Origin of the sequence: Streptomyces sp. DH24 (assembly GCF_029813775.1) — a bacterium.
Taxonomy (GTDB): Bacteria; Actinomycetota; Actinomycetes; order Streptomycetales; family Streptomycetaceae; genus Streptomyces.
Genome location: NZ_JARVKW010000057.1, coordinates 19,395 through 41,553 on the forward strand (window position 1 = coordinate 19,395; position 22,159 = coordinate 41,553).

Genomic DNA, 22,159 nt, shown 5'->3' on the forward strand with positions numbered 1-22,159 from the left:
CCGACCCCTCACAGCTTCATCAGGCTGGCGTCGTCGACCGAGGCCGAGTGGCGGGTACGGAACAGGGACACGATGATCGCGAGCCCGACCACGACCTCCGCGGCGGCGACGACCATCGTGAAGAACGCGATGATCTGGCCGTCGAGGTTGCCGTGCATGCGGGAGAACGCGACGAACGCGAGATTGCAGGCGTTGAGCATGAGTTCCACGCACATGAACACCACGATCGCGTTGCGCCTGATCAGTACGCCCGTGGCGCCGATCGTGAACAACAGGGCCGCGAGGTAGAGGTAGTTGACGGGATTCACTTCGACGCCTCCTCGGCCCGCTTGAGGTTCGCCGGGTCGATCGCGCGGCGCTCCAGGCGCTCCTCGGAACGCTGCTCCAGCGCCCGCAGGTCGTTGAGCGCCTCCGTCGACACGTCCCGGATCTGCCCGCGCTCACGCAGCGTCTTGCTGACGGTGAGCTCGGACGGGGTGCCGTCGGGCAGCAGGCCCGCGATGTCCACCGCGTTGTGCCGGGCGTACACGCCGGGCGCGGGCAGCGGCGGGAGGTGCTTGCCCTCGCGGATGCGCGCCTCGGAGAGCTCGCGCTGCGTCCTGGCGCGCTCGGTGCGCTCCCGGTGGGTGAGCACCATGGCGCCGATGGCGGCGGTGATGAGCAGCACACCGGTGATCTCGAAGGCGAAGACGTACTTCGTGAAGATGAGCGCCGCGAGGCCCTCCACGTTGCCGCCCGCGTTGGCCTGGCCGGTGCCGCTGAACTCCGTGAGGGAGGCGTTGCCGATGCCGGCGACCAGCAGGATGCCGAAGCCGAGCCCGCTGACCAGGGCCAGCCAGCGCTGGCCCCTGATGGTCTCCTTCAGGGAGTCCGCCGAGGTGACACCGACGAGCATCACGACGAACAGGAACAGCATCATGATCGCGCCGGTGTAGACGACGATCTGCACGACGCCGAGGAAGTAGGCGCCGTTGGCGAGGTAGAACACCGCCAGGACGATCATGGTTCCGGCGAGGCAGAGCGCGCTGTGCACGGCCTTCTTCATGAACACGGTGCACAGGGCGCCGATCACGGCGATCGTGCCGAGCACCCAGAACTGGAACGCCTCCCCGGTGGAGGTGGTGTAGGCGGCGAGCTGCGCGGTCATCGGCCGATCACCTTCTCCGACGCCGGTTCGCTCGCGCCGAAGGTCGAGTCGGCTTCCTGGACGACCTCGCCCTCGGAGTGCGCGACCTGCTGCACCGTGCCGGGCGCGGCCTCGGTCACCAGGCCCCGGTAGTAGTCCTGTTCGTCCGTCCCCGGGTACATGGCGTGCGGGGAGTCGACCATGCCGTCCTCAAGACCGGCGAGCAGCTGCTCCTTGGTGTAGATGAGGTCGGCGCGGGTGGAGTCGGCCAGCTCGAACTCGTTCGTCATCGTGAGCGCGCGTGTGGGGCACGCCTCGATGCACAGGCCGCACAGGATGCAGCGGGCGTAGTTGATCTGGTACACCCGCCCGTACCGCTCGCCCGGCGAGTAGCGCTCCTCCTCGGTGTTGTCCGCGCCCTCCACGTAGATCGCGTCGGCGGGACAGGCCCAGGCGCACAGCTCGCAGCCGACGCACTTCTCCAGGCCGTCCGGATGGCGGTTGAGCTGGTGCCGTCCGTGGAAGCGCGGAGCCGTGGTCTTCTGCTGCTCCGGGTACTGCTCCGTGAGCCGCTTCTTGAACATGGCCTTGAAGGTCACGCCGAAGCCGGCCACGGGATTCTGGAAACCGGGCTTGGTCTCCTTGGGCTCCTCAGCCATCGGACGCCTCCTTTCCATCCGTAGATCCGCCCAGAGATCCGTCACTCTGAGTATCGGGGCCACCACTGACAACCAGCTCCCGCTCACTGCGTGAGCGGCGCCGCGGCACGGGCGGCAACTCCTGTCCGGGCAGCGGCGGCACGGGGAACCCACCGGCCATCGGGTCGAACGCGGCCGGCTCCCCGGCGGCCTCCTCGTCCTGCTTGGTGGACCGCTCGCGGAACATGTCGGCGACGAAGGACAGCAGGAGCAGGACGAGCACGCCGCCGCCCACGTAGAGGGCGATGTCGGTGAAGTCGTAGTTCTCGTTCCTGAGGGCCCGCACCGTCGCGACGAGCATCAGCCACACCACGGAGACCGGGATGAGGACCTTCCAGCCGAGCTTCATCAGCTGGTCGTAGCGCACGCGTGGGAGCGTGCCGCGCAGCCAGACGAAGAAGAACAGCAGCAGCTGCACCTTGATGACGAACCAGAGCAGCGGCCACCAGCCGTGGTTGGCGCCCTCCCAGAAGGTGCTGATGGGATACGGGGCCCGCCAGCCGCCCAGGAACAGCGTGACCGCGACCGTGGACACCGTCACCATGTTCACGTACTCGGCGAGCATGAACATCGCGAACTTGATCGAGGAGTACTCGGTGTTGAAGCCGCCGACCAGGTCGCCCTCGGACTCCGGCATGTCGAACGGGGCGCGGTTGGTCTCGCCGACCATCGTGACGATGTACAGCACGAAGGAGACCGGCAGCAGCAGGATGTACCAGCGGTCGGTCTGCTGCTCGACGATGGTCGAGGTCGACATCGACCCGGAGTACAGGAACACCGAGGCGAACGCGGCGCCCATCGCGATCTCGTAGGAGATCATCTGCGCGCAGGACCGCAGCCCGCCGAGCAGCGGGTACGTCGATCCGGAGCTCCAGCCCGCGAGCACGATGCCGTAGATGCCGACCGACGCGATGGCGAGGACGTACAGCATCGCGATCGGCAGGTCGGTGAGCTGCATCGTGGTGCGGTGGCCGAAGATCGAGATCTCGTTGCCGGCCGGCCCGAAGGGGATCACGGCGATGGCCATGAACGCCGGGATGGCCGCGACGATCGGCGCGAGGACGTAGACGACCTTGTCCGCGCGCTTGACGATCACGTCTTCCTTGAGCATCAGCTTCACGCCGTCGGCGAGCGACTGGAGCATGCCCCAGGGGCCGTGCCGGTTGGGGCCGATGCGCAGCTGCATCCAGGCGACGACCTTGCGCTCCATGACGATGGCGATCAGCACGGTCCCCATCAGGAAGGCGAAGCAGAACACCGCCTTGATGCCGACCAGCCACCACGGGTCGCGGCCGAACATCGAGAGGTCTTCAGCGGCGAGGTACGGGCTCATGCCTCCACCTCCTTGGGGGCCTCGCCGGCGAGGGTCGCCGGACCGATGCGGACGAGGGAACCGGGCCGGGCGCCGGTGTCGGAGGCGACACCCGAGCCCGCGGAGTTCAGCGGGAGCCAGACCACCCGGTCGGGCATCTCGGTGATGAGCAGCGGCAGTTCGGTCGTTCCGGCGGGGCCGGTCACGGCCAGCAGGTCGCCGTTCTTGATGCCGGCCTCGGCGGCCGTCGCGGCCGACACGCGCGCGTACGCGGCGTGCCGGGTCCCGGCGAGCGCCTCGTCGCCCTGCTGGAGGAGACCCTGGTCGAGCAGCAGCCGGTGCCCGGCGAGCACGGCCTCACCCGCGGCGGGCCGGGGCAGCACGCCCGCGCTCCCCAGGGGCTCGTCGGCCCACGGCCCGTCCCAGGCACCGAGCCGGTTCAGCTCCGCGCGCGTGGTCCGCAGATCCGGCAGCCCCAGGTGTACGTCCATGGCGTCGGCGAGCATCTGCAGCACCCGCCCGTCGCTGGGGGCCACGCGGCGGGTCATCTGGTCGGGCTTGAGCGCGGTCTCGAAGAGGCGGACCCGGCCCTCCCAGTTGAGGAAGGTGCCCGCCTTCTCGGCGACCGCCGCGACGGGCAGGACCACGTCGGCGTGGCGCGTGACCTCGCTGGGCCGCAGCTCCAGCGACACCACGAAGCCGACCTCGGCGAGCGCGGCACGCGCGCGTGCCGGATCGGGCAGGTCGGCGATCTCCACGCCCGCGACGAGCAGCGCCTGCAGTTCGCCGGACGCCGCCGCCTCGACGATCTGGCCGGTGTCGCGGCCGTAGCGGTGCGGGAGTTCGGCGACGCCCCAGATGCCCGCGACCTCGTCACGCGCGCGTGGATCGGTCGCCGGGCGCCCGCCCGGCAGCAGCGACGGCAGCGCGCCCGCCTCGATCGCGCCGCGCTCCCCGGCCCGGCGCGGAATCCACACCAGCCGGGCGCCGGTGGCGGAGGCGGCCCGTACGGCGGCGGTGAGCCCGCCGGCGACGGCGGCCAGCCGCTCACCGACGACGATCACCGCGCCCTCGGCGCGCAGCGCCTCGGAGGCCGTGGCGCCGTCGCCCTCCAGGCCGACACCGCCGGCCAGTGCGTCCAGCCACTCGGTCTCGGTGCCGGGAGCGGCCGGCAGCAGCGTGCCGCCCGCCTTCTCCAGACCCCGGGTGGAGTGCGTGGCCAGCGCGAAGGTCCGCTGCCCGTGCTTGCGCCAGGCCTTGCGCAGCCGGAGGAAGACGCCGGGCGCCTCCTCCTCGGCCTCGAAGCCGACCAGCAGCACCGCGGGCGCCTTCTCCAGGGCGGTGTACGTGACGCCCGTACCGTCGAGGTCACGGCCGCGGCCCGCGACGCGTGCGGCGAGGAAGTCGGCCTCCTCGCCGCTGTGCACACGCGCGCGGAAGTCGATGTCGTTGGTGTCGAGCGCCACGCGCGCGAACTTGCTGTACGCGTAGGCGTCCTCGACGGTGAGCCGGCCGCCGGTCAGCACACCGGTGCGGCCCCGCGAGGCGAGCAGCCCCTGCGCGGCGATCTGGAGCGCCTCGGGCCAGGACGCCGGTTCGAGGTCGCCCTCCGCGTTGCGCACCAGGGGTGTGTCGAGCCGGTCCCGCTGCTGCGCGTAGCGGAACGCGAAGCGGCCCTTGTCGCAGATCCACTCCTCGTTGACCTCGGGGTCCTCGGCCGCGAGGCGGCGCATGACCTTGCCGCGCCGGTGGTCGGTGCGGGTGGCGCAGCCGCCGGAGCAGTGCTCGCACACCGACGGCGAGGACACCAGGTCGAAGGGGCGGGAGCGGAACCGGTAGGCGGCCGAGGTGAGCGCGCCGACCGGGCAGATCTGGATGGTGTTGCCGGAGAAGTACGACTCGAAGGGCTCGCCCTCGCCGGTGCCGACCTGCTGGAGCGCGCCCCGCTCCAGCAGCTCGATCATCGGGTCGCCCGCGACCTGGTTGGAGAACCGGGTGCAGCGGGCGCACAGCACGCACCGCTCACGGTCGAGCAGCACCTGGGTGGAGATCGGCACGGGCTTTTCGTAGGTGCGCTTCTTGCCCTCGAAGCGGGAGTCGGCGTCGCCGTGCGACATCGCCTGGTTCTGCAGCGGGCACTCACCGCCCTTGTCGCAGACCGGGCAGTCCAGCGGGTGGTTGATGAGCAGGAGCTCCATCACACCCTTCTGCGCCTTCTCCGCGACCGGCGAGGTGAGGTGGGTCTTGACCACCATGCCGTCGGTGCAGGTGATGGTGCAGGAGGCCATCGGCTTGCGCTGTCCCTCGACCTCGACGATGCACTGGCGGCAGGCGCCGGCCGGGTCGAGGAGAGGGTGGTCGCAGAACCGGGGGATCTCGATGCCGAGCTGTTCGGCGGCGCGGATCACCAGCGTGCCCTTGGGCACGCTGATCTCGGCGCCGTCGATCGTCAGCGTGACGAGGTCCTCCGGCGGGACCGCCGCCTCTCCCCCGCCTGAGGGAGCGTTGGTGGTCACGGTCATGCGTTCACCTCCGTGCGGTCGGCCCAGGCCGTCGACTTGGCCGGGTCGAAGGGGCAGCCGCGGCCCGTGATGTGCTGCTCGTACTCCTCACGGAAGTACTTCAGCGAGGAGAAGATCGGCGCGGCGGCGCCGTCGCCGAGGGCGCAGAACGACTTGCCGTTGATGTTGTCGGCGATGTCGTTCAGCTTGTCGAGGTCGGACATCGTGCCCTTGCCGGCCTCGATGTCGCGCATCAGCTGCACGAGCCAGTAGGTCCCTTCGCGGCAGGGCGTGCACTTGCCGCAGGACTCGTGGGCGTAGAACTCGGTCCAGCGGGTGACGGCACGGACGACGCAGGTCGTCTCGTCGAAGCACTGGAGGGCTTTCGTGCCGAGCAGGGAACCCGCGGCGGCCACTGCTTCGTAGTCAAGAGGGACGTCGAGGTGTTCGTCGGTGAGCAGCGGGGTCGAGGAGCCGCCCGGCGTCCAGAACTTGAGGCGATGACCGGGCCGCATTCCGCCGCTCATGTCGAGGAGCTGGCGGAGCGTGATGCCCATCGGGCCCTCGAACTGGCCGGGGTTGGCGACGTGGCCGCTGAGGGAGTACAGCGTGAAGCCGGGAGACTTCTCGCTCCCCATCGACCGGAACCACTCCTTGCCCCGGTTCATGATCGCGGGAACCGACGCGATCGACTCGACGTTGTTCACCACAGTCGGGCACGCGTAGAGGCCCGCGACGGCAGGGAAGGGGGGACGCAGCCGCGGTTGACCACGGCGGCCTTCGAGGGAGTCCAGCAGCGCTGTCTCCTCACCGCAGATGTACGCGCCCGCGCCCGCGTGCACGGTGAGGTCCAGGTCCATGCCGCTGCCCAGGACGTTCTTCCCGAGGTAGCCGGCCGCGTAGGCCTCGCGCACGGCCTCGTGCAACCGCCGCAGCACGGAGACGACCTCACCACGCAGATAGATGAACGCATGCGACGACCTGATCGCGTAGCACGCGATCACGATGCCCTCGATGAGGCTGTGCGGGTTCGCGAAGAGGAGCGGGATGTCCTTGCAGGTCCCGGGCTCCGACTCGTCGGCGTTGACAACAAGATAGTGCGGCTTTCCATCCCCCTGCGGAATGAACTGCCACTTCATGCCCGTCGGGAATCCCGCGCCGCCGCGGCCGCGCAGACCCGAGTCCTTGACGTACGCGATCACGTCGTCGGGTGACATGGCGAGCGCCTTGCGGAGCCCCTCGTACCCCTCGTGCCTCCGGTAGACGTCCAGCGTCCAGGACCTGTCCTCGTCCCAGAAGGCCGACAGCACGGGTGCGAGCAGCTTCTCCGGGCTCGTGTCCTTGAGTTCGGGTGCCAAGGTCATCACTCCCCCTCCTCGGCGACTGGCCCGGCCGGGTGGTCCGGGTCGGAGGCCGACGTGTCCTGTGGCGCGTCGTGCGAGCTCAGGTGCTCCGTCGGTGACGGCTCGTGCACCGCGGTGCCCCGCGGCTCGTCGTGGGGTCCGCCGTCGCGCGGATGGACCACGCGCGCGGGTGCGGTCTCTCCCTTGGCCAGGCGGAGACCCACCAGCGACGCCGGTCCCGCACTGCCGCTCTCCTCGACGGCCCCGGGCCGCTCGTCGGGGAAGCCGGCCAGCATCCGCGCGGTCTCCTTGAAGGTGCACAGCCGCGCGCCGCGCGTGGGCGTGACCTCGCGTCCGGCGCGCAGGTCGTCGACGAGGCGGCGGGCGCTGTCCGGGGTCTGGTTGTCGAAGAACTCCCAGTTGACCATGACGACGGGCGCGAAGTCGCAGGCCGCGTTGCACTCGATGTGCTCCAGCGTGACCTTGCCGTCGTCGGTGGTCTCGCCGTTGCCGACGCCGAGGTGCTCCTGGAGCTCCTCGAAGATCGCGTCGCCGCCCATCACCGCGCACAGCGTGTTGGTGCAGACGCCGACCTGGTAGTCGCCGGAGGGCCTGCGCCGGTACATGGTGTAGAAGGTGGCGACGGCGGTCACCTCGGCCGTGGTCAGGCCGAGCACGTCCGCGCAGAACCGCATCCCGGTGCGCGTGACGTGCCCCTCCTCCGACTGCACGAGGTGCAGCAGCGGCAGGAGCGCGGACCGGGAGTCCGGGTAGCGGGCGATGATCTCGCGCGCGTCGGTCTCCAGCCGGGCTCGGACGTCGTCCGGGTAGGCGGGCGCGGGCAGTTCGGGCATGCCCAGGCTGACGCCCCGCTCCGAAGAACTGGTGGTCACCGGTCGACGCCTCCCATCACGGGGTCGATGGACGCGACAGCGACGATGACGTCGGCGACCTGGCCGCCCTCGCACATCGCCGCCATGGCCTGAAGGTTGGTGAAGGACGGGTCCCGGAAGTGGACCCGGTAGGGGCGGGTGCCGCCGTCGGAGACGATGTGCACCCCGAGCTCGCCCTTGGGCGACTCGACCGCCGTGTAGGCCTGTCCCGGCGGGACGCGGAAGCCCTCGGTGACCAGCTTGAAGTGGTGGATCAGGGCCTCCATGGAGCTGCCCATGATCTTCTTGATGTGGTCGAGGGAGTTGCCCAGTCCGTCCGGTCCCAGGGCGAGCTGGGCGGGCCAGGCGATCTTCTTGTCGGCGACCATGACCGGGCCGGGCTGCAGCCGGTCCAGGCACTGCTCGACGATCCGGAGTGACTGGCGCATCTCCTCCAGCCGGATCAGGAAGCGGCCGTAGGAGTCGCAGGTGTCGGCGGTCGGGACGTCGAAGTCGTACGTCTCGTAGCCGCAGTACGGCTGTGCCTTGCGCAGGTCGTGCGGCAGGCCGGCGGAGCGCAGGACCGGTCCTGTGGCGCCGAGGGCCATGCAGCCGGCCAGGTCGAGGTAGCCGACGTCCTGCATGCGGGCCTTGAAGATGGGGTTCCCGGTGGCGAGCTTGTCGTACTCCGGGAGGTTCTTCTTCATCTTCTTCACGAACTCGCGGATCTGGTCCACCGCGCCGGGCGGCAGGTCCTGGGCGAGTCCGCCGGGGCGGATGTACGCGTGGTTCATCCGCAGGCCGGTGATCAGCTCGTAGATGTCGAGAATGAGTTCACGATCACGGAATCCGTAGATCATGATCGTGGTGGCGCCGAGTTCCATGCCGCCGGTGGCGATGGCCACCAGGTGCGAGGACATCCGGTTGAGCTCCATCAGGAGCACGCGGACGACGGACGCGCGGTCGGGGATCTCGTCCTCGATGCCGAGGAGCTTCTCGACCCCGAGGCAGTACGCCGTCTCGTTGAAGAACGGCGTCAGGTAGTCCATGCGCGTCACGAACGTGGTGCCCTGGGTCCACGTCCGGTATTCGAGGTTCTTCTCGATGCCGGTGTGGAGGTAGCCGATGCCGCAGCGGGCCTCGGTGACGGTCTCGCCGTCGATCTCCAGGATCAGGCGGAGCACACCGTGCGTGGACGGGTGCTGCGGGCCCATGTTGACGACGATGCGCTCGTCGTCGGCGCGGGCCGCGGACTGGACGACCTCGTCCCAGTCGCCACCGGTGACGGTGTAGACGGTGCCCTCGGTGGTCTCGCGAGGGGATGCGTGCGAGGTGCTCACGAGTACGACCTCCGCTGGTCCGGAGCCGGGATCTGGGCGCCCTTGTACTCGACGGGGATGCCGCCGAGGGGGTAGTCCTTGCGCTGCGGGAAGCCCTGCCAGTCGTCCGGCATCATGATCCGCGTCAGGGCCGGGTGACCGTCGAAGACGAGCCCGAAGAAGTCGTAGGTCTCGCGCTCGTGCCAGTCGTTGGTCGGGTAGACGGGCACCAGCGACGGAATGTGCGGGTCGCTGTCGGGGCAGCTGACCTCCAGGCGGATCAGCCGGTTGTGGGTGATCGAGCGCAGGTGGTAGACGGCGTGCAGCTCGCGGCCCCTGTCGTTCGGGTAGTGGACGCCGCTGACGCCGGTGCACAGTTCGAAGCGCAGGGCCGGGTCGTCGCGCAGGGTGCGGGCGACGCGGACGAGGTGCTCGCGCTCGATGTGGAAGGTCAGCTCGCCGCGGTCGACGACCGTCTTCTCGATGGCGTTGTCCGGGAGCAGGCCCTGCTCCTCCAGCGCGCCCTCCAGTTCGTCGGCGACCTCGTCGAACCAGCCGCCGTAGGGCCGGGCGGCCGGCCCCGGGAGCCGGACCGAGCGCACCAGGCCGCCGTAGCCGGAGGTGTCGCCGCCGTTGTTGGCGCCGAACATGCCGCGCTGGACGCGGATCTCCTCGCCGCCCTCGCCGCGCCGGCCGGGGAGGTTGGAGGCCGAGAGGTCCTTCTCGGGGTTCACGCCGCCGGCGTCGTTGTTCACGTCGCTCATCGCAGCAGCCCCTTCATCTCGATGGTGGGCAGCGCCTTGAGGGCCGCCTCCTCCGCCTCACGGGCCGCCTCCTCGGCGTTGACGCCGAGCTTGGAGCTCTGGATCTTCTGGTGGAGCTTGAGGATGGCGTCCAGCAGCATCTCGGGCCGCGGTGGGCAGCCCGGCAGATAGATGTCGACGGGAACGATGTGGTCGACGCCCTGGACGATCGCGTAGTTGTTGAACATGCCGCCGGACGAGGCGCAGACCCCCATGGAGATCACCCACTTGGGGTTCGGCATCTGGTCGTAGACCTGCCGCAGCACCGGGGCCATCTTCTGGCTCACCCGGCCCGCGACGATCATCAGGTCCGCCTGCCGCGGCGAACCGCGGAAGACCTCCATGCCGAAGCGCGCGAGGTCGTAGCGGCCGGCTCCGGTGGTCATCATCTCGATGGCGCAACAGGCCAGACCGAACGTCGCCGGGAAGACCGACGCCTTGCGCACCCAGCCCGCGGCCTGCTCGACGGTGGTCAGCAGGAAGCCGCTCGGCAGCTTTTCTTCGAGTCCCATGTCTAAAGGCCCCTCAGTCCCATTCCAGGCCGCCGCGCCGCCATACGTACGCGTACGCGACGAAGACGGTGAGCACGAAGAGCAGCATCTCCACGAGCCCGAAAATCCCCAGGGCGTCGAAGGTGACGGCCCAGGGATAGAGGAAGACGATCTCGATGTCGAAGACGATGAAGAGCATCGCCGTCAGGTAGTACTTGATGGGGAAGCGCCCGCCGCCGGCCGGCGTGGGGGTCGGCTCGATACCGCATTCGTAGGCTTCGAGCTTGGCGCGGTTGTACCGCTTCGGACCGATCAGCGTGGCCATGACCACGGAGAAGATCGCAAAGCCTGCCCCGAGGGCTCCCAGTACGAGGATGGGCGCATACGCGTTCACCGCTCCTCGCTCCTCTCAGTCGGCACTGACTGCTGGCGGTTTGCGTCGAGCTCACTCCCGCCCCCACAGTCCCCTCAACCTCGCCCGCCCCGGCGAAGATCGAGAACATGTGAAGCAGGTCACAAGCCCAACCGCTCCGCATCTTATGCCCGGAGGTCTGTGATCTGCGACACGGGGTATTGCACAAGCTTTGTGATCTCCACCACCTGACGAAGGATCATGAAGTCGTATGAGCGTTGATCTTCATACGCGAAGCGTTCAGTTGATCACCAGACGTGACATTTTCGCTAGTCAGCGCAGGTGGAGAGGGTGCGTCTCCATATCAAGAGGGTTCCCGCGCATGCAAATTGGTGCTGGACGGGATCACTTGGTAGTGGATCGCGTTCACACCTCGGAGGAGGCCCGCGGAGCGATGTGGACGCGTGCACGCGTTCACGAGCGGACCCGGGCGCGGCTCGCGGAACGCGGCGCACACACGACGCACCCATCCCGGTAACCGTTCCGTGACCTCCGCCACATTCATGAGAGGCCCCTGAGAACCGGGCTTGGCCATCCGTCCCGACAGGTGGTAGGTGGGGGGCAATTCGGGCGTAATGATGAAAGAGCGTGATCACGGGCCGGTTGCGGTGCGCCCGCAATGTCCGTTACGGCGTCAATAAAGAGCGACACGCGCGGGATTCGGGGGCTTCATTGAACAACTGTGGCGCAGCACACGTTTCTTGAAGGTATGGAGGAGCCCCTGGTACCCGTTGTTCTCATGTCCCACACCGCTCACATACGCAGCCACCGGAAACCCCGCCGCAGCGCGTCGACGATCGCGATGCGGGCCGGAGTTGCCGGTGGCGTCCTCAGCACCCTGGCAGTAGCCGGTGCGTCGGGTTCGGCGAACGCCGCCGAGCCGGCGACGCAGACCCTCGAACTGCCCACCCTGACGGCCGACCTGTCCGCACAGGTCGCCGAGTCCGCGGACGCCACGCAGCTGGCCGCCGCGAACTACCAGCTGCAGGCCGAGCGTGACGCCGCGGCCGCCAAGGCGGCGAAGGAGGCCAAGGCCGACCTCGCCGAGGCCAAGAAGAAGGCGGAAGCCAAGAAGAAGGCCGCGGAGGCCGCCCGCAAGGCCGCCGCCGAGCGCGCCGCCCGCAGCGCCGAGCGCGCCACGCTGAGCACCGCCGGCGCCACGAGCGACGTCTCCGTGCCGACCGGTGGCAGCGTCGCCACCGTCATCTCCTTCCTCAAGGCCCAGGTGGGCGACGCCTACGTCATGGGCGCCAGCGGCCCCAACGCCTGGGACTGCTCCAGCCTGGTGCAGGCCGCGTTCCGTCAGGTCGGTGTGGACCTGCCGCGCGTCTCGCAGGACCAGTCGATGGTCGGCACCGACGTGTCGCTGTCCAACCTCCAGGTCGGCGACATCCTGTACTGGGGCGGCAAGGGCTCCGCGCACCACGTGGGCGTCTACATCGGCGGTGGCCAGTACCTGGACGCCGCGAACCCGTCCAAGGGCGTCGTCATCCAGGACCTCTCCGGTTACCCGGCGTCGGGCGCGGTGCGCGTCCTCTGACCCGGACTCGACGGACTCCACGGACAGGACGGACCGAACGGGCCTGACAGGCCGAACAACCCTAACCGGACGAACGGACTGAACGGGCTCAACGGGCCGAACAGGCCAAATCCCTCCGGATCGGCCGGACATGGCCACACCGGTCGACCATACGGACACAAAAGGGCCGCTGCCTCGGGGGCAGCGGCCCTTCCGTCACACCCTCGCGGCGTCAGGCCTTCGGGGCCACCCTGCTCAGGCCGTTGATGATGCGGTCCATCGCGTCGCCGCCCGTCGGGTCGGTGAGGTTGGCGAGCAGCTTGAGCGTGAACTTCATCAGCATCGGGTGCGTCAGACCGCGCTGGGCGGCGATCTGCATGACCTTCGGGTTGCCGATGAGCTTCACGAAGGCCCGGCCGAGCGTGTAGTAGCCGCCGTAGGTGTCCTTCAGGATGCGCGGGTAGCGCCGCAGCGCGATCTCCCGCTGGGCCGGCGTCGAGCGGGCGTGTGCCTGGACGATGACCTCGGCGGCGATCTGGCCGGACTCCATGGCGTAGGCGATGCCCTCGCCGTTGAAGGGGTTCACCAGGCCGCCCGCGTCGCCGACGAGGAGCAGCCCGCGCGTGTAGTGCGGCTGGCGGTTGAAGGCCATGGGGAGGGCGGCGCCGCGGATCGGGCCGGTCATGTTGTCCGGCGTGTAGCCCCAGTCCTCCGGCATGGACGCGCACCAGGCCTTCAGGACCTCGCGCCAGTCCAGCTCCTTGAAGGACGCGGAGGTGTTGAGGACGCCGAGACCCACGTTCGAGGTGCCGTCGCCCATGCCGAAGATCCAGCCGTAGCCGGGCAGCAGACGGTCCTGGGGGCCGCGGCGGTCCCACAGTTCCAGCCAGGACTCCAGGTAGTCGTCCTCGTGGCGCGGCGAGGTGAAGTACGTGCGGACGGCGACGCCCATCGGGCGGTCCTCGCGGCGGTGCAGGCCCATCGCCAGCGACAGCCGGGTGGAGTTGCCGTCGGCGGCGACGACGAGCGGCGCGCGGAAGGTGACCTCGCGCTTGTCCTCACCGAGCTTGGCGGTGACGCCGGTGATGCGGCCGGTGCGGTCGTCGACGACCGGGCCGGAGACGTTGCAGCGCTCGTAGAGCCGGGCGCCCGCCTTCTGCGCCTGGCGGGCGAGCTGCTCGTCGAAGTCGTCGCGCTTGCGGACGAGACCGTAGTCCGGGAAGGAGGCGAGATCCGGCCAGTCCAGCTGGAGCCGCACCCCGCCGCCGATGATCCGCAGGCCCTTGTTGCGCAGCCAGCCGGCCTCCTCGGAGATGTCGATGCCCATCGACACCAACTGCTTGACGGCGCGCGGGGTCAGGCCGTCGCCGCACACCTTCTCCCGCGGGAACTCGGTCTTCTCCAGCAGGAGGACGTCGAGCCCTGCCCTGGCCAGGTGATACGCGGTCGTGGAGCCGGCTGGCCCCGCGCCCACGACGATCACATCGGCGGAGTTGTCGGAGAGGGGCTCGGTCACGGCGGGATCTCCCCAAGGTTCGGAATCTGCGTGCCGACCGGCACTGGACATGGGCAGTCTATTCAGCAGAATTGATCAACCCACTGAAGGGCTGCCCTGTGAACCGAGCTCTCCCCGCCGTACGACTGCGCGTCCCCACCGACGAGGACGCCGTCGCCTGGCACCGGGTCTTCGACGACCCGGACGTGATGGAGTTCCACGGCGGCAGGTCCGCCGAACTGTCGGTCTACGAGGAACTCACCGCCCGGCAGCGGCGGCACGACGCGGAGCTCGGCCTGTGCCTGTGGACGATGCTCGACGAGTCCGGGGACGTCATCGGCTTCACGGGCGCCCAGCCCTGGCCCCACGCGTGGGGCCCCGCAGGCGAGATGGAGATCGGCTGGCGGCTCGGCCGCGGGCACTGGGGCAAGGGGTACGTCACGGCGGCGGCCCGGCAGACGCTGGAGCGGGTGCGCGCGGCGGGCATAGCGAGCGTGGTGGCGATGGTCGACGCCCGCAACGAACGGTCCATCGCGGTGACCCGGCGGCTCGGCATGGAGCTCGCCGGGACGTTCACGACGCCGGCCTCGAAGCGCGAGGGGCACTGCTACCGCCTGAATCTGTGACGCACGGTAATCGTCGGCTACGGAAAGGTACTTGACGCTTCCGGGCGGCGGACGGCCGGAGTTACCCTGCCTCTACCGCTGGGGGGTGACGTCCGTGCGCCTGACACCCAAGAGTCCGGAAGTCCTCGTGCCACGCCTCGTCGGCCTGATGGCCGTGGACGCGCGTGAGACCGCCGAGGCAGGTGGTGTGCTGCTCGCCTCGCCCGACCGGCCCGACTTCCACCGCACCGTCGTCGACTACGTCGTACGGCAGTTCCCGCTGCCCGGGGTCGCGGTCCCCCGGGGCGCCGTCGTCACCGTCTGGTTCGACTTCGGCGACGGCGAGGGCGGCGGGGGCGTCCGCGAGCCCCGGCGGGGCACCCCACCGCCGGGCGGTCTGCGACGCGAACTGGGCGAGCCGGAGGACTTCCACCCGGTCCTCAGCCACCCCTGAGGCGCTCTCGAACCGCCCTTGAGCAACGGGCTCCCAGCGCCTGCCAGCCGACGGCGCCCGCGAGGACGGGCGCCCACGCGCGGGCCTCGCGGCCCGCGGGCTCAGCTCTCCTTGAACCCCCGGTGCATCGCCACGATGCCGCCGGAGAGGTTGCGCCACGCCACCTTCGACCAGCCGGCCCCGCTCAGCCGACCCGCGAGGCCGGCCTGGTCGGGCCAGGCGCGGATGGACTCGGCGAGATAGACGTACGCGTCGGGGTTGGAGGACACCGCGCGGGCCACCGGCGGCAGGGCGCGCATCAGGTACTCGGTGTAGACCGTCCGGAACGGCGCCCACGTCGGCTGGGAGAACTCGCAGATCACGACCCGTCCGCCGGGCCGCGTCACGCGGTACATCTCGCGCAGGGCGGCGTCGTGGTCGTGGACGTTGCGCAGTCCGAAGGAGATGGTGACGGCGTCGAACACGTCGTCCCGGAAGGGCAGCCGGGTGGCGTCGCCGGCCGTGAACGGCAGCCAACCGTGGCGCTGTTTGCCCACCTGGAGCATGCCGAGGGAGAAGTCGCAGGGGACGACGTAGGCGCCGGTGCGGGCGAACGGCAGCGAGGAGGTGGCCGTGCCGGCGGCGAGGTCGAGGACCTTCTGCGCGGGCCGGGCGTCCACCGCCTTCGCGACCTCCTTGCGCCACAGCCGCGCCTGCCCGAGGGACAGCACGTCGTTGGTCAGGTCGTACCGGTCCGCCACGTCGTCGAACATCGAGGCGACTTCGTGCGGCTGCTTGTCCAGGGATGCGCGGGTCACCCGCCCATTGTGGCAGCAGGGGCCGGGCGTCCCCCGGGCGCCCGGCCCGCGCCGCGGTGTCACGGCAGCAGCCTCGGCCGGCGCCGCGCCGCCACGTCCTCGACCCAGCCGCACACCAGGACGAACCCGGCGGTCACGACACAGCCGACACCGAACAGGAACCACTGGCTCTCCAGCGGCACGTACGTCTCCAACGCGGGCACCTGCCAGCACAGATCGACCAGCGGCACGGCGAGGATCAACCGCGATCTCGTGCCACAGGGAGGGCTCCGGGTCGGACGACCCGGCGACCAACTGCAGTGGCGTGACGCATGACCGCGGGCGCGTTCGCGGAGGCGTTCGCGGGCTGACTCAGCGCCGCCGGTGCACGAGCCGCCCCGCGAGGACCGTCGCCACGCAGGTCGCGGCTCCGCGGGCGGCGAGCGCGGCCTCGTCGGGCACGTCGAACACCGCGAACGTGGCGTCCCGCCCGGCCACGCCGGGGGGCGGCAGCGGCAGCAGGATCGCCTCCTCCAGGCTCCGCCCGGCCAGCGGGTCGAGGGTGGGCGGACCGGCCGGAACCTCGAAGCGCTGCTCGGCGGTGAGTCCCGCGCGGTGCACGGCGTCCACCACGGCGGGCCGCCACAGGTCCCCGGCGACGGCGACGGTGCCGTGCGCCAGCATCCGCTGCACCCCGCGCCGCGCGCTCGCGCCCCGGCGTGCGTCGGTCATGGGCAGCGCGGCGAGGGCGTCCCCGCTGAGCGGTTCGGTGCCCAGCTCGTCGGCCTCGCGCGGGTCCGGATGGTAGGCCCGCTCCAGCAGTTCGGGCCCGTACGGGTTCAGCAGTCCCGGTGTGAGAAGCCCCGGCCACCTGCGGACGCGGGCCGCCGGATGCGCCGCCGCCAGTTCCTCGTACGGGCCGGTCGCCGCGATCTCCCGGCCGTCGACCAGGACCGCGCCACCGGGCAGCGGCGGCCGCCGGTCCCCGGCAAGCAGGAGATCGGCGGCGTGAATCGTCAGCACGGCGCGGTCAGTTGGACGCGAGCAGCTTCAGCTCGGGGTGGGCCGTGCCGCCCTCGATCGCCGTGGACGAGATGTGCGAGACGACACGGTCGTCGACGGGGTCGTTCGCCGGGTCGTCGTGGACGACGAGGTGCTCGTACGTCGTCGCGCGCTGCGCGGGCACCCGTCCGGCGCGGCGGATCAGGTCGATGATCTCCAGCCGGTTGGAGCGGTGCCTGGCCCCGGCCGAGGACACCACGTTCTCCTCCAGCATGATCGAGCCGAGGTCGTCGGCGCCGTAGTGCAGGGACAGCTGGCCGACCTCCTTGCCCGTGGTCAGCCAGGAACCCTGGATGTGCGCCACGTTGTCCAGGAACAGGCGGGCGATGGCGATCATCCGCAGGTACTCGAAGATCGTCGCCTGCGTGCGGCCCTTCAGGTGGTTGTTCTCGGGCTGGTAGGTGTACGGGATGAAGGCGCGGAAGCCGCCGGTGCGGTCCTGCACGTCCCGGATCATCCGCAGGTGCTCGATGCGCTCGGCGTTGGTCTCGCCGGTGCCCATGAGCATGGTGGACGTGGACTCCACACCGAGGTTGTGGGCGATCTCCATGATCTCCAGCCAGCGCTCCCCGGACTCCTTCAGCGGCGCGATCGCCTTGCGCGGCCGGGCGGGCAGCAGTTCGGCGCCGGCTCCGGCGAAGGAGTCGAGCCCGGCCGCGTGGATGCGCCGGATCGCCTCCTCGACCGACACCCCGGAGATGCGGGCCATGTGCTCGACCTCGGACGCGCCCAGCGAGTGGATCACCAGCTGCGGGAAGGCGTCCTTGATGGCCTTGAAGTGCTTCTCGTAGTACTCGACGCCGTAGTCCGGGTGGTGGCCGCCCTGGAACATGATCTGCGTGCCGCCCAGCTCGACCGTCTCCGCGCAGCGGCGCAGGATGTCGTCCAGGTCGCGCGTCCAGCCCTTGGCGGTGTCCTTGGGGGCGGCGTAGAAGGCGCAGAACTTGCACGCCGTGACGCACACGTTCGTGTAGTTGATGTTCCGCTCGATGATGTACGTCGCGATGTGCTCGGTACCGGCGTACCTGCGGCGGCGTACGGCGTCGGCGGCGGCGCCCAGGGCGTGGAGCGGGGCGTCGCGGTAGAGGTCGAGAGCTTCTTCGGGGGTGATCCGCCCACCGGCGGCTGCACGGTCGAGGATGGGCTGAAGGTCGGCCTTCTCGGTCACCGGCGTCCCTTTCGTAAGGGTTGTGGACGGACGTCCTCAGCGTACGCCAGCCGGGTTTTCGGGCCGACGTCGGCCGTGCGGCTGCCCGGCGCCCCGGCCGGGCGGGGGCGTCAGGCCGCGTAGGCGCCCGCGAGCACCCCGAGGTAGGCGCCGGTGACGAGGAACGGGCCGAACGGGATCGCCGTCTTGCGGCCCGCCCGCCGCGCGACGACGAGCGCACCGCCGTAGAGCGCGCCCAGCAGGAACCCGGCGAAGGTGCCCAGCATCACCGTCGGCCAGCCGTACCAGCCGAGGACGGCGCCCGCGCCGAGGGCCAGCTTCACATCGCCGAAGCCCATGCTGCCGGGGCTGATGAGGAACAGCACGAAGTAGCCGGCGCCCAGCGCGAGGGCGCCCAGCAGGGCGGTCGTCCACTGCCCGGCGTGCTCGGGCAGGAGGGCGGCCGGGCCGAGCAGCGCGAGCGCGACGCCCGCGAACGGCAGGGTGAGCGGGTCGGGCAGCCGCCTCACCCGGAGGTCGACGACCGCCAGCAGCACGCCGACCGGCGCGAGCAGCAGCCACACGGCCAGCTCCGGCCGGGTACCGGTGGCGGCGGCGAGCAGGGCGCACACCAGGCCGGTGACGACCGCGAGGGCGCCCCCGCCGGGCCCGTGGGCTCCTTCCTGTTCCCCGCACCGCGCGCACCGCGCCCGCCCGAGCCACCCGCGCAGCGGATGCCCGCCGGGGCACAGCTTCCGCCACGGCTCACCGGAGGGCACGGAGAACCGGTGGGCGGCACGCGGCAGCAGGGCGCCGGCCGCCACGCCCCACACGGCGGCGACGGCGACGACCACCAGCTCCGGCACGCTGCTCATGACCCGCTCCCCCCTGTCCCCGGCTTTCCCGGCTTTCCCCCGCCCGCCCGGAGGTTCACACCGCGGGCAGAGCGTAGATCTCCGGGCCGTTGGTGACCATCAGGCGGTTCCCGGCGAGGGCGATCTGCCAGGGCTCGCCGTGCGCCTTGTGGTCGGAGTACGTCCACCGGAGCCTGCCGGTCCCCGCCTCCAGGGCGACGACCCCGCCGTCCAGGGAGCCCGTCGCCCCGTACAGCGTCGTCCCGGCCTTCAGGAACGACTCCGGTCCCTCGACGTCGAGTTCGTCGCAGAGCCAGGTCCGCCTGCCGCTCTTGACGTCGACCGCCCACACGCCGTCGTCGTTGTCGCTGACGTACAGCACGCCGTCGAGGGCCGTCGGGTCGTTGAAGCCGCGCCGCCCGTTCGAGGACAGCTTCCACACGGTCTTCCCGGTCTCCGCGTCGACCGCCGTCAGCGGCTCGCCCGGCAGGAACACCAGACCGTCCGCGACGGCAGGCCGCCGGGCCCGGTCGTCGCCGGTCTTCTTCGTCCACAACTGCCCGCCGGTGGCGGTGTCGCGCACGGTGAGGTTGCCGTCGGAGTCGGTGTAGACGAGGTACTTGCCGAAGACGCTGCCCTGGACGTCGTAGTCCTTGGTGCCCCAGTCGCGCCTCTCCAGCCACACCGTCCTGCCGGTGGTGTGGCTGACGGCGGCGACGGCCGAGCGGTACTTCGTGGCGCTCTGCGACTGGCTGAAGTCGGTCGCGGTGACGTAGACGTGCTTGTCGTCGATGGCGATGGTCTTCTCGACGGTCAGGTCCTTGCCGAGGCGGCTGCGCCACGCCTCCTCGCCGGTGGCCACGTCGTAGGCGACGAGTACGCCGTCGTAGTCGCCGTCGGCGAGGAACACCCTGCCGTCGTGGTGGAGCAGCGGCGCGCCGGGGCGGCAGATGCCGGGCCTGGTCCAGCGGGCCCTGCCCGTCCTCACGTCGTGGGCGAGGAGCGGGTCGCCGCTGACCAGGAGCAGGCCCGCGTGGGTGAGCAGCGGCACGCCGGTGCTGGTGCTGTCCTCGGGGACCGTCTCGTGCCACAGGGGCTGCGGCGCGACGCCGGCCGGCGGGGTCGTGAAGTTCTCCTTCACGGGTTCGGCGGAACCGCCGCCCTTGCCGTTCGCCCCCGTCGTCGGGCCGGTGTCGCCGTCGCCGTTCGCCAGCCACCAGACGGCCCCGCCGCCCACGACCGCGACGGCCGCGGCGCCGCCGAGCGCGAGGCCGAGGACACGGCGCCGGGACGCACCGGCGCCCGACGCGCCGCCCGGCCCGGCCGCGCCGCCCGGCCCGTTCGCGCCGTTCGCGCCGTTCGCGCCGTTCGCGCCGTTCGCGCCGAGTGGGACGGTGCCGGGGAGGGGCGTGCCGTAGCCCTGGGCGGGAGTGCCGACGGGCGGTGTCCCGTAGCCCTGCGCCGGGGCGCCGCCGTACGCCGGTGCCGGGGTCCCGGCGGGTCCGGTGTCGTGGCCGGCGGCCGTGCCCGGCATCGCCGGCGCCGGACCGAACGACGGGGCCGCGGCGGGCGCCTCCGGGGCGTCCAGGTCCAGGATTCCGGCCGCGTGCGTGGCGATGGTCGACGCCACCGACGACGGCAGCCAGTCGCTCAGGGCGGCGTCGACGCCCTGCGGGGCGAGCGCCGACACGATCTCCGCCGGGGCGGGCCGCTGCGCCGGGTCCTTCATGAGGCAGGCGCGGACGAGGCCGAGCAGGGACTGCGGCACACCGTCCAGGTCGGGCTCGCCGTGCACGACCTGGTAGAGCAGCGCGGCCTGCGAGGCGGCGCCGTTGCCGAAGGCGCTGCGGCCGGTCGCGGCGAAGGCGAGCACCGCGCCGAGCGAGAACACGTCGCCCGCCGTGCCGACGTCCTTGCCGAGCGCCTGCTCGGGCGGCATGTAGCCGGGCGAGCCGACCACGACTCCGGTCTGCGTCATGCGGTTTCCGTCCACCGCGCGGGCGATGCCGAAGTCGATGACGCGCGGACCGTCGGCGGCCAGCAGGACGTTCGACGGCTTGAGGTCGCGGTGGATCAGCCCGGCCGCGTGGATCTCCTGGAGCGCGGCGCCGAGCCCGGCGGCCAGCGCGCGGACCGTGCGCTCCGGCAGGGCGCCGTGCGCGGCCACCACGTCCGTGAGGTCGGGCCCGAGCACGTACGACGTCGCCAGCCAGGGCAGTGCCGCGTCCGGGGCGGCGTCCACGACGGGTGCGGTGAAGCGCCCGGAGACGGCCCGCGCGATCTCCACCTCGTGCCGGAAGCGGGCCCGGAAGTCGGCGTCCGCCGCGAGGTCCGGGCGGACCACCTTGACGGCGACGGTACGGCCGCCGGGCGAACGGGCCAGGTACACGCGCCCCATGCCACCGGCCCCCAGCCTTCGCAGCAGACGGTAACGGCCCAACTCCCCGGGATCGTCCGGCTGCAGTGTCTCCATGGTGGCCTCCCCCGTTGTGACGCGCCGTGGGACGCACGGTGCGCGGTGGTGCGTTCGCTTTCGCGGACACAGTAGTAACGGCCGTGTCCGGTGGGGCGGCCGGGCAGCCGGGGGTGATCACCGGACCCACGGGAGGGTGGGCCCGGTGACCGCCAACAGGTCCTGTACGGCGATTACTTGACCTTCGACATGCGCGCCTCTGGGTACCCCGACTCCTTGCTGTCCGACTCGTACTTCAGGTCGTCGCCGACCGGGACGAGGCGTACGGTCGTGGCGGCCTGGTTGCAGTGGCCCGGGTTCCTCTTCGCGCCCACCGAGGTCGCCACCAGCTGTTTCTTCGTGACCTGCTTCAGGGTGAGGACGTCGGTGCAGACGCCGCCGAGCTGGTCCGTCTGCGTGAGGCGGCCCAACTCCTGTCCCACGCCCGCGCGTTGCACCGTGACCCGGAAGGTCCCCGCCGGAAGTTTGCCGCCGAGGGCCGTGCCCTGCCCCTCCCAGGTGCCGAGGTAGCGGGCGGGCACCCCGGACGCCGCGTCGCCACCGGTCCCGCCGGCGCTCGGGACCGGCGACTGGGCGCCGTCGTTGCCGCCCGCGGTGTCCCGGCCCCCGCCGCCCGGCAGCAGGTCGAACACGAACACCGAGCCGACGGTCACCGCCGCCATCGCGCCCGCGACCACGAGGGCGACCGTGCAGCTCAGGCGCCGCCCGCGCCCGCCGGTGCCGGGAGCGGACGTGGCCGCGACCGAGACGGACAGCTTGCCGGGCCGCGCGTCGGAAGGCCGCCCGGGGACGCCCGGCCCTCCGGTGGGCGGCGGCACCGGGCCGCCCGGCGGCGACCCGGCCGCCGACGGGAGCACGGCGGCAGCCGACGGCGCCCCGACCGGGCGCGGCGGCCCC

20 protein-coding genes and 2 pseudogenes are annotated in these 22,159 nt (G+C 71.2%); 3 read left to right on the plus strand and 19 right to left on the minus strand.

Going from position 1 to position 22,159, the window contains the following annotated elements; genetic code table 11:
• Positions 1–8 precede the first annotated feature (8 nt).
• The 11 genes from nuoK to QC282_RS29790 are packed head-to-tail and all read right to left on the minus strand — an operon-like array spanning position 9 to position 10,859.
• The gene (gene nuoK / locus QC282_RS29740) at positions 9–308 is read right to left on the minus strand and encodes an NADH-quinone oxidoreductase subunit NuoK (RefSeq protein WP_030778338.1); all 300 of its coding nucleotides are present in this window, start codon (positions 306–308) and stop codon (positions 9–11) included.
• Positions 305–1,147 (minus strand): NADH-quinone oxidoreductase subunit J, encoded by an 843-nt coding sequence (locus QC282_RS29745; protein WP_279552684.1) that lies wholly within the window; start codon positions 1,145–1,147, stop codon positions 305–307. Before QC282_RS29745 ends, nuoK begins: the two co-directional genes overlap by 4 nt.
• A complete protein-coding gene (gene nuoI, locus QC282_RS29750; protein WP_279552685.1) occupies positions 1,144–1,785 on the minus strand; it encodes an NADH-quinone oxidoreductase subunit NuoI in 642 nt (213 codons plus the stop codon). The genes QC282_RS29745 and nuoI overlap by 4 nt, the downstream gene beginning before the upstream one ends.
• Positions 1,778–3,157, minus strand: coding sequence for an NADH-quinone oxidoreductase subunit NuoH (nuoH, locus tag QC282_RS29755; RefSeq protein ID WP_279552686.1), 1,380 nt, complete (start codon positions 3,155–3,157; stop codon positions 1,778–1,780). Before nuoH ends, nuoI begins: the two co-directional genes overlap by 8 nt.
• A complete protein-coding gene (locus tag QC282_RS29760; protein WP_279552687.1) occupies positions 3,154–5,658 on the minus strand; it encodes an NADH-quinone oxidoreductase subunit G in 2,505 nt (834 codons plus the stop codon). The genes nuoH and QC282_RS29760 overlap by 4 nt, the downstream gene beginning before the upstream one ends.
• Positions 5,655–7,004, minus strand: a complete 1,350-nt coding sequence (gene nuoF, locus QC282_RS29765) for an NADH-quinone oxidoreductase subunit NuoF (RefSeq protein WP_279552688.1) — start codon at positions 7,002–7,004, stop codon at positions 5,655–5,657. Before nuoF ends, QC282_RS29760 begins: the two co-directional genes overlap by 4 nt.
• On the minus strand, positions 7,001–7,873 hold the full coding sequence (nuoE, locus tag QC282_RS29770) for an NADH-quinone oxidoreductase subunit NuoE (RefSeq protein WP_279552689.1): 873 nt from the start codon (positions 7,871–7,873) through the stop codon (positions 7,001–7,003). The genes nuoF and nuoE overlap by 4 nt, the downstream gene beginning before the upstream one ends.
• Positions 7,870–9,192 (minus strand): NADH-quinone oxidoreductase subunit D, encoded by a 1,323-nt coding sequence (locus QC282_RS29775; RefSeq protein ID WP_279552690.1) that lies wholly within the window; start codon positions 9,190–9,192, stop codon positions 7,870–7,872. Before QC282_RS29775 ends, nuoE begins: the two co-directional genes overlap by 4 nt.
• The gene (locus tag QC282_RS29780) at positions 9,189–9,935 is read right to left on the minus strand and encodes an NADH-quinone oxidoreductase subunit C (protein ID WP_279552691.1); all 747 of its coding nucleotides are present in this window, start codon (positions 9,933–9,935) and stop codon (positions 9,189–9,191) included. The genes QC282_RS29775 and QC282_RS29780 overlap by 4 nt, the downstream gene beginning before the upstream one ends.
• Complete coding sequence (locus tag QC282_RS29785) at positions 9,932–10,486, minus strand: NADH-quinone oxidoreductase subunit B family protein (RefSeq protein ID WP_030610600.1); 555 nt, start codon at positions 10,484–10,486, stop codon at positions 9,932–9,934. Before QC282_RS29785 ends, QC282_RS29780 begins: the two co-directional genes overlap by 4 nt.
• Before the next feature lie 13 nt (positions 10,487–10,499).
• Positions 10,500–10,859: an NADH-quinone oxidoreductase subunit A gene (locus tag QC282_RS29790; RefSeq protein ID WP_003992243.1), complete on the minus strand. Its 360-nt coding sequence runs from the start codon at positions 10,857–10,859 to the stop codon at positions 10,500–10,502.
• 727 nt (positions 10,860–11,586) lie between these two features.
• Here QC282_RS29790 and QC282_RS29795 point away from each other — a divergent pair.
• Entirely contained in the window at positions 11,587–12,417 is an 831-nt protein-coding gene (locus QC282_RS29795; protein WP_279552692.1) for a C40 family peptidase, read from the plus strand.
• A 211-nt stretch (positions 12,418–12,628) separates the two neighbouring features.
• Here the strand turns inward: QC282_RS29795 and QC282_RS29800 are convergent, their stop codons facing one another.
• Positions 12,629–13,963 carry a geranylgeranyl reductase family protein gene (locus QC282_RS29800; protein WP_279552693.1) on the minus strand — a complete coding sequence of 445 codons (1,335 nt, stop codon included), beginning with the start codon at positions 13,961–13,963 and terminating at the stop codon, positions 12,629–12,631.
• A gap of 47 nt (positions 13,964–14,010) precedes the next feature.
• Between QC282_RS29800 and QC282_RS29805 the strand changes: the two genes are divergently transcribed.
• Both QC282_RS29805 and QC282_RS29810 read left to right on the plus strand, forming a co-directional pair.
• Complete coding sequence (locus QC282_RS29805) at positions 14,011–14,517, plus strand: GNAT family N-acetyltransferase (protein ID WP_279552694.1); 507 nt, start codon at positions 14,011–14,013, stop codon at positions 14,515–14,517.
• A gap of 94 nt (positions 14,518–14,611) precedes the next feature.
• Positions 14,612–14,950, plus strand: coding sequence for a PASTA domain-containing protein (locus tag QC282_RS29810; RefSeq protein ID WP_279552695.1), 339 nt, complete (start codon positions 14,612–14,614; stop codon positions 14,948–14,950).
• Positions 14,951–15,051: 101 nt separating this feature from the next.
• On the opposite strand, the gene QC282_RS29815 is transcribed toward QC282_RS29810, so the two are convergent.
• The 7 genes and pseudogenes from QC282_RS29815 to QC282_RS29845 form a co-directional block, all read right to left on the minus strand.
• Positions 15,052–15,747, minus strand: a complete 696-nt coding sequence (locus QC282_RS29815; protein ID WP_279552696.1) for a demethylmenaquinone methyltransferase — start codon at positions 15,745–15,747, stop codon at positions 15,052–15,054.
• 59 nt (positions 15,748–15,806) lie between these two features.
• A pseudogene (locus QC282_RS29820) lies at positions 15,807–16,008 on the minus strand (acyltransferase); the annotation flags it as partial.
• Between the two features lie 90 nt (positions 16,009–16,098).
• Positions 16,099–16,749 (minus strand): hypothetical protein, encoded by a 651-nt coding sequence (locus QC282_RS29825; RefSeq protein ID WP_279552697.1) that lies wholly within the window; start codon positions 16,747–16,749, stop codon positions 16,099–16,101.
• A gap of 7 nt (positions 16,750–16,756) precedes the next feature.
• On the minus strand, positions 16,757–17,956 hold the full coding sequence (gene mqnC, locus QC282_RS29830; RefSeq protein WP_279552698.1) for a cyclic dehypoxanthinyl futalosine synthase: 1,200 nt from the start codon (positions 17,954–17,956) through the stop codon (positions 16,757–16,759).
• 110 nt (positions 17,957–18,066) lie between these two features.
• Positions 18,067–18,810 (minus strand): A24 family peptidase, encoded by a 744-nt coding sequence (locus QC282_RS29835; protein WP_279552699.1) that lies wholly within the window; start codon positions 18,808–18,810, stop codon positions 18,067–18,069.
• 55 nt (positions 18,811–18,865) lie between these two features.
• The gene (locus QC282_RS29840; RefSeq protein ID WP_279552700.1) at positions 18,866–21,262 is read right to left on the minus strand and encodes a serine/threonine-protein kinase; all 2,397 of its coding nucleotides are present in this window, start codon (positions 21,260–21,262) and stop codon (positions 18,866–18,868) included.
• 173 nt (positions 21,263–21,435) lie between these two features.
• Positions 21,436–22,159: pseudogene (locus QC282_RS29845) on the minus strand (serine/threonine protein kinase); the annotation flags it as partial.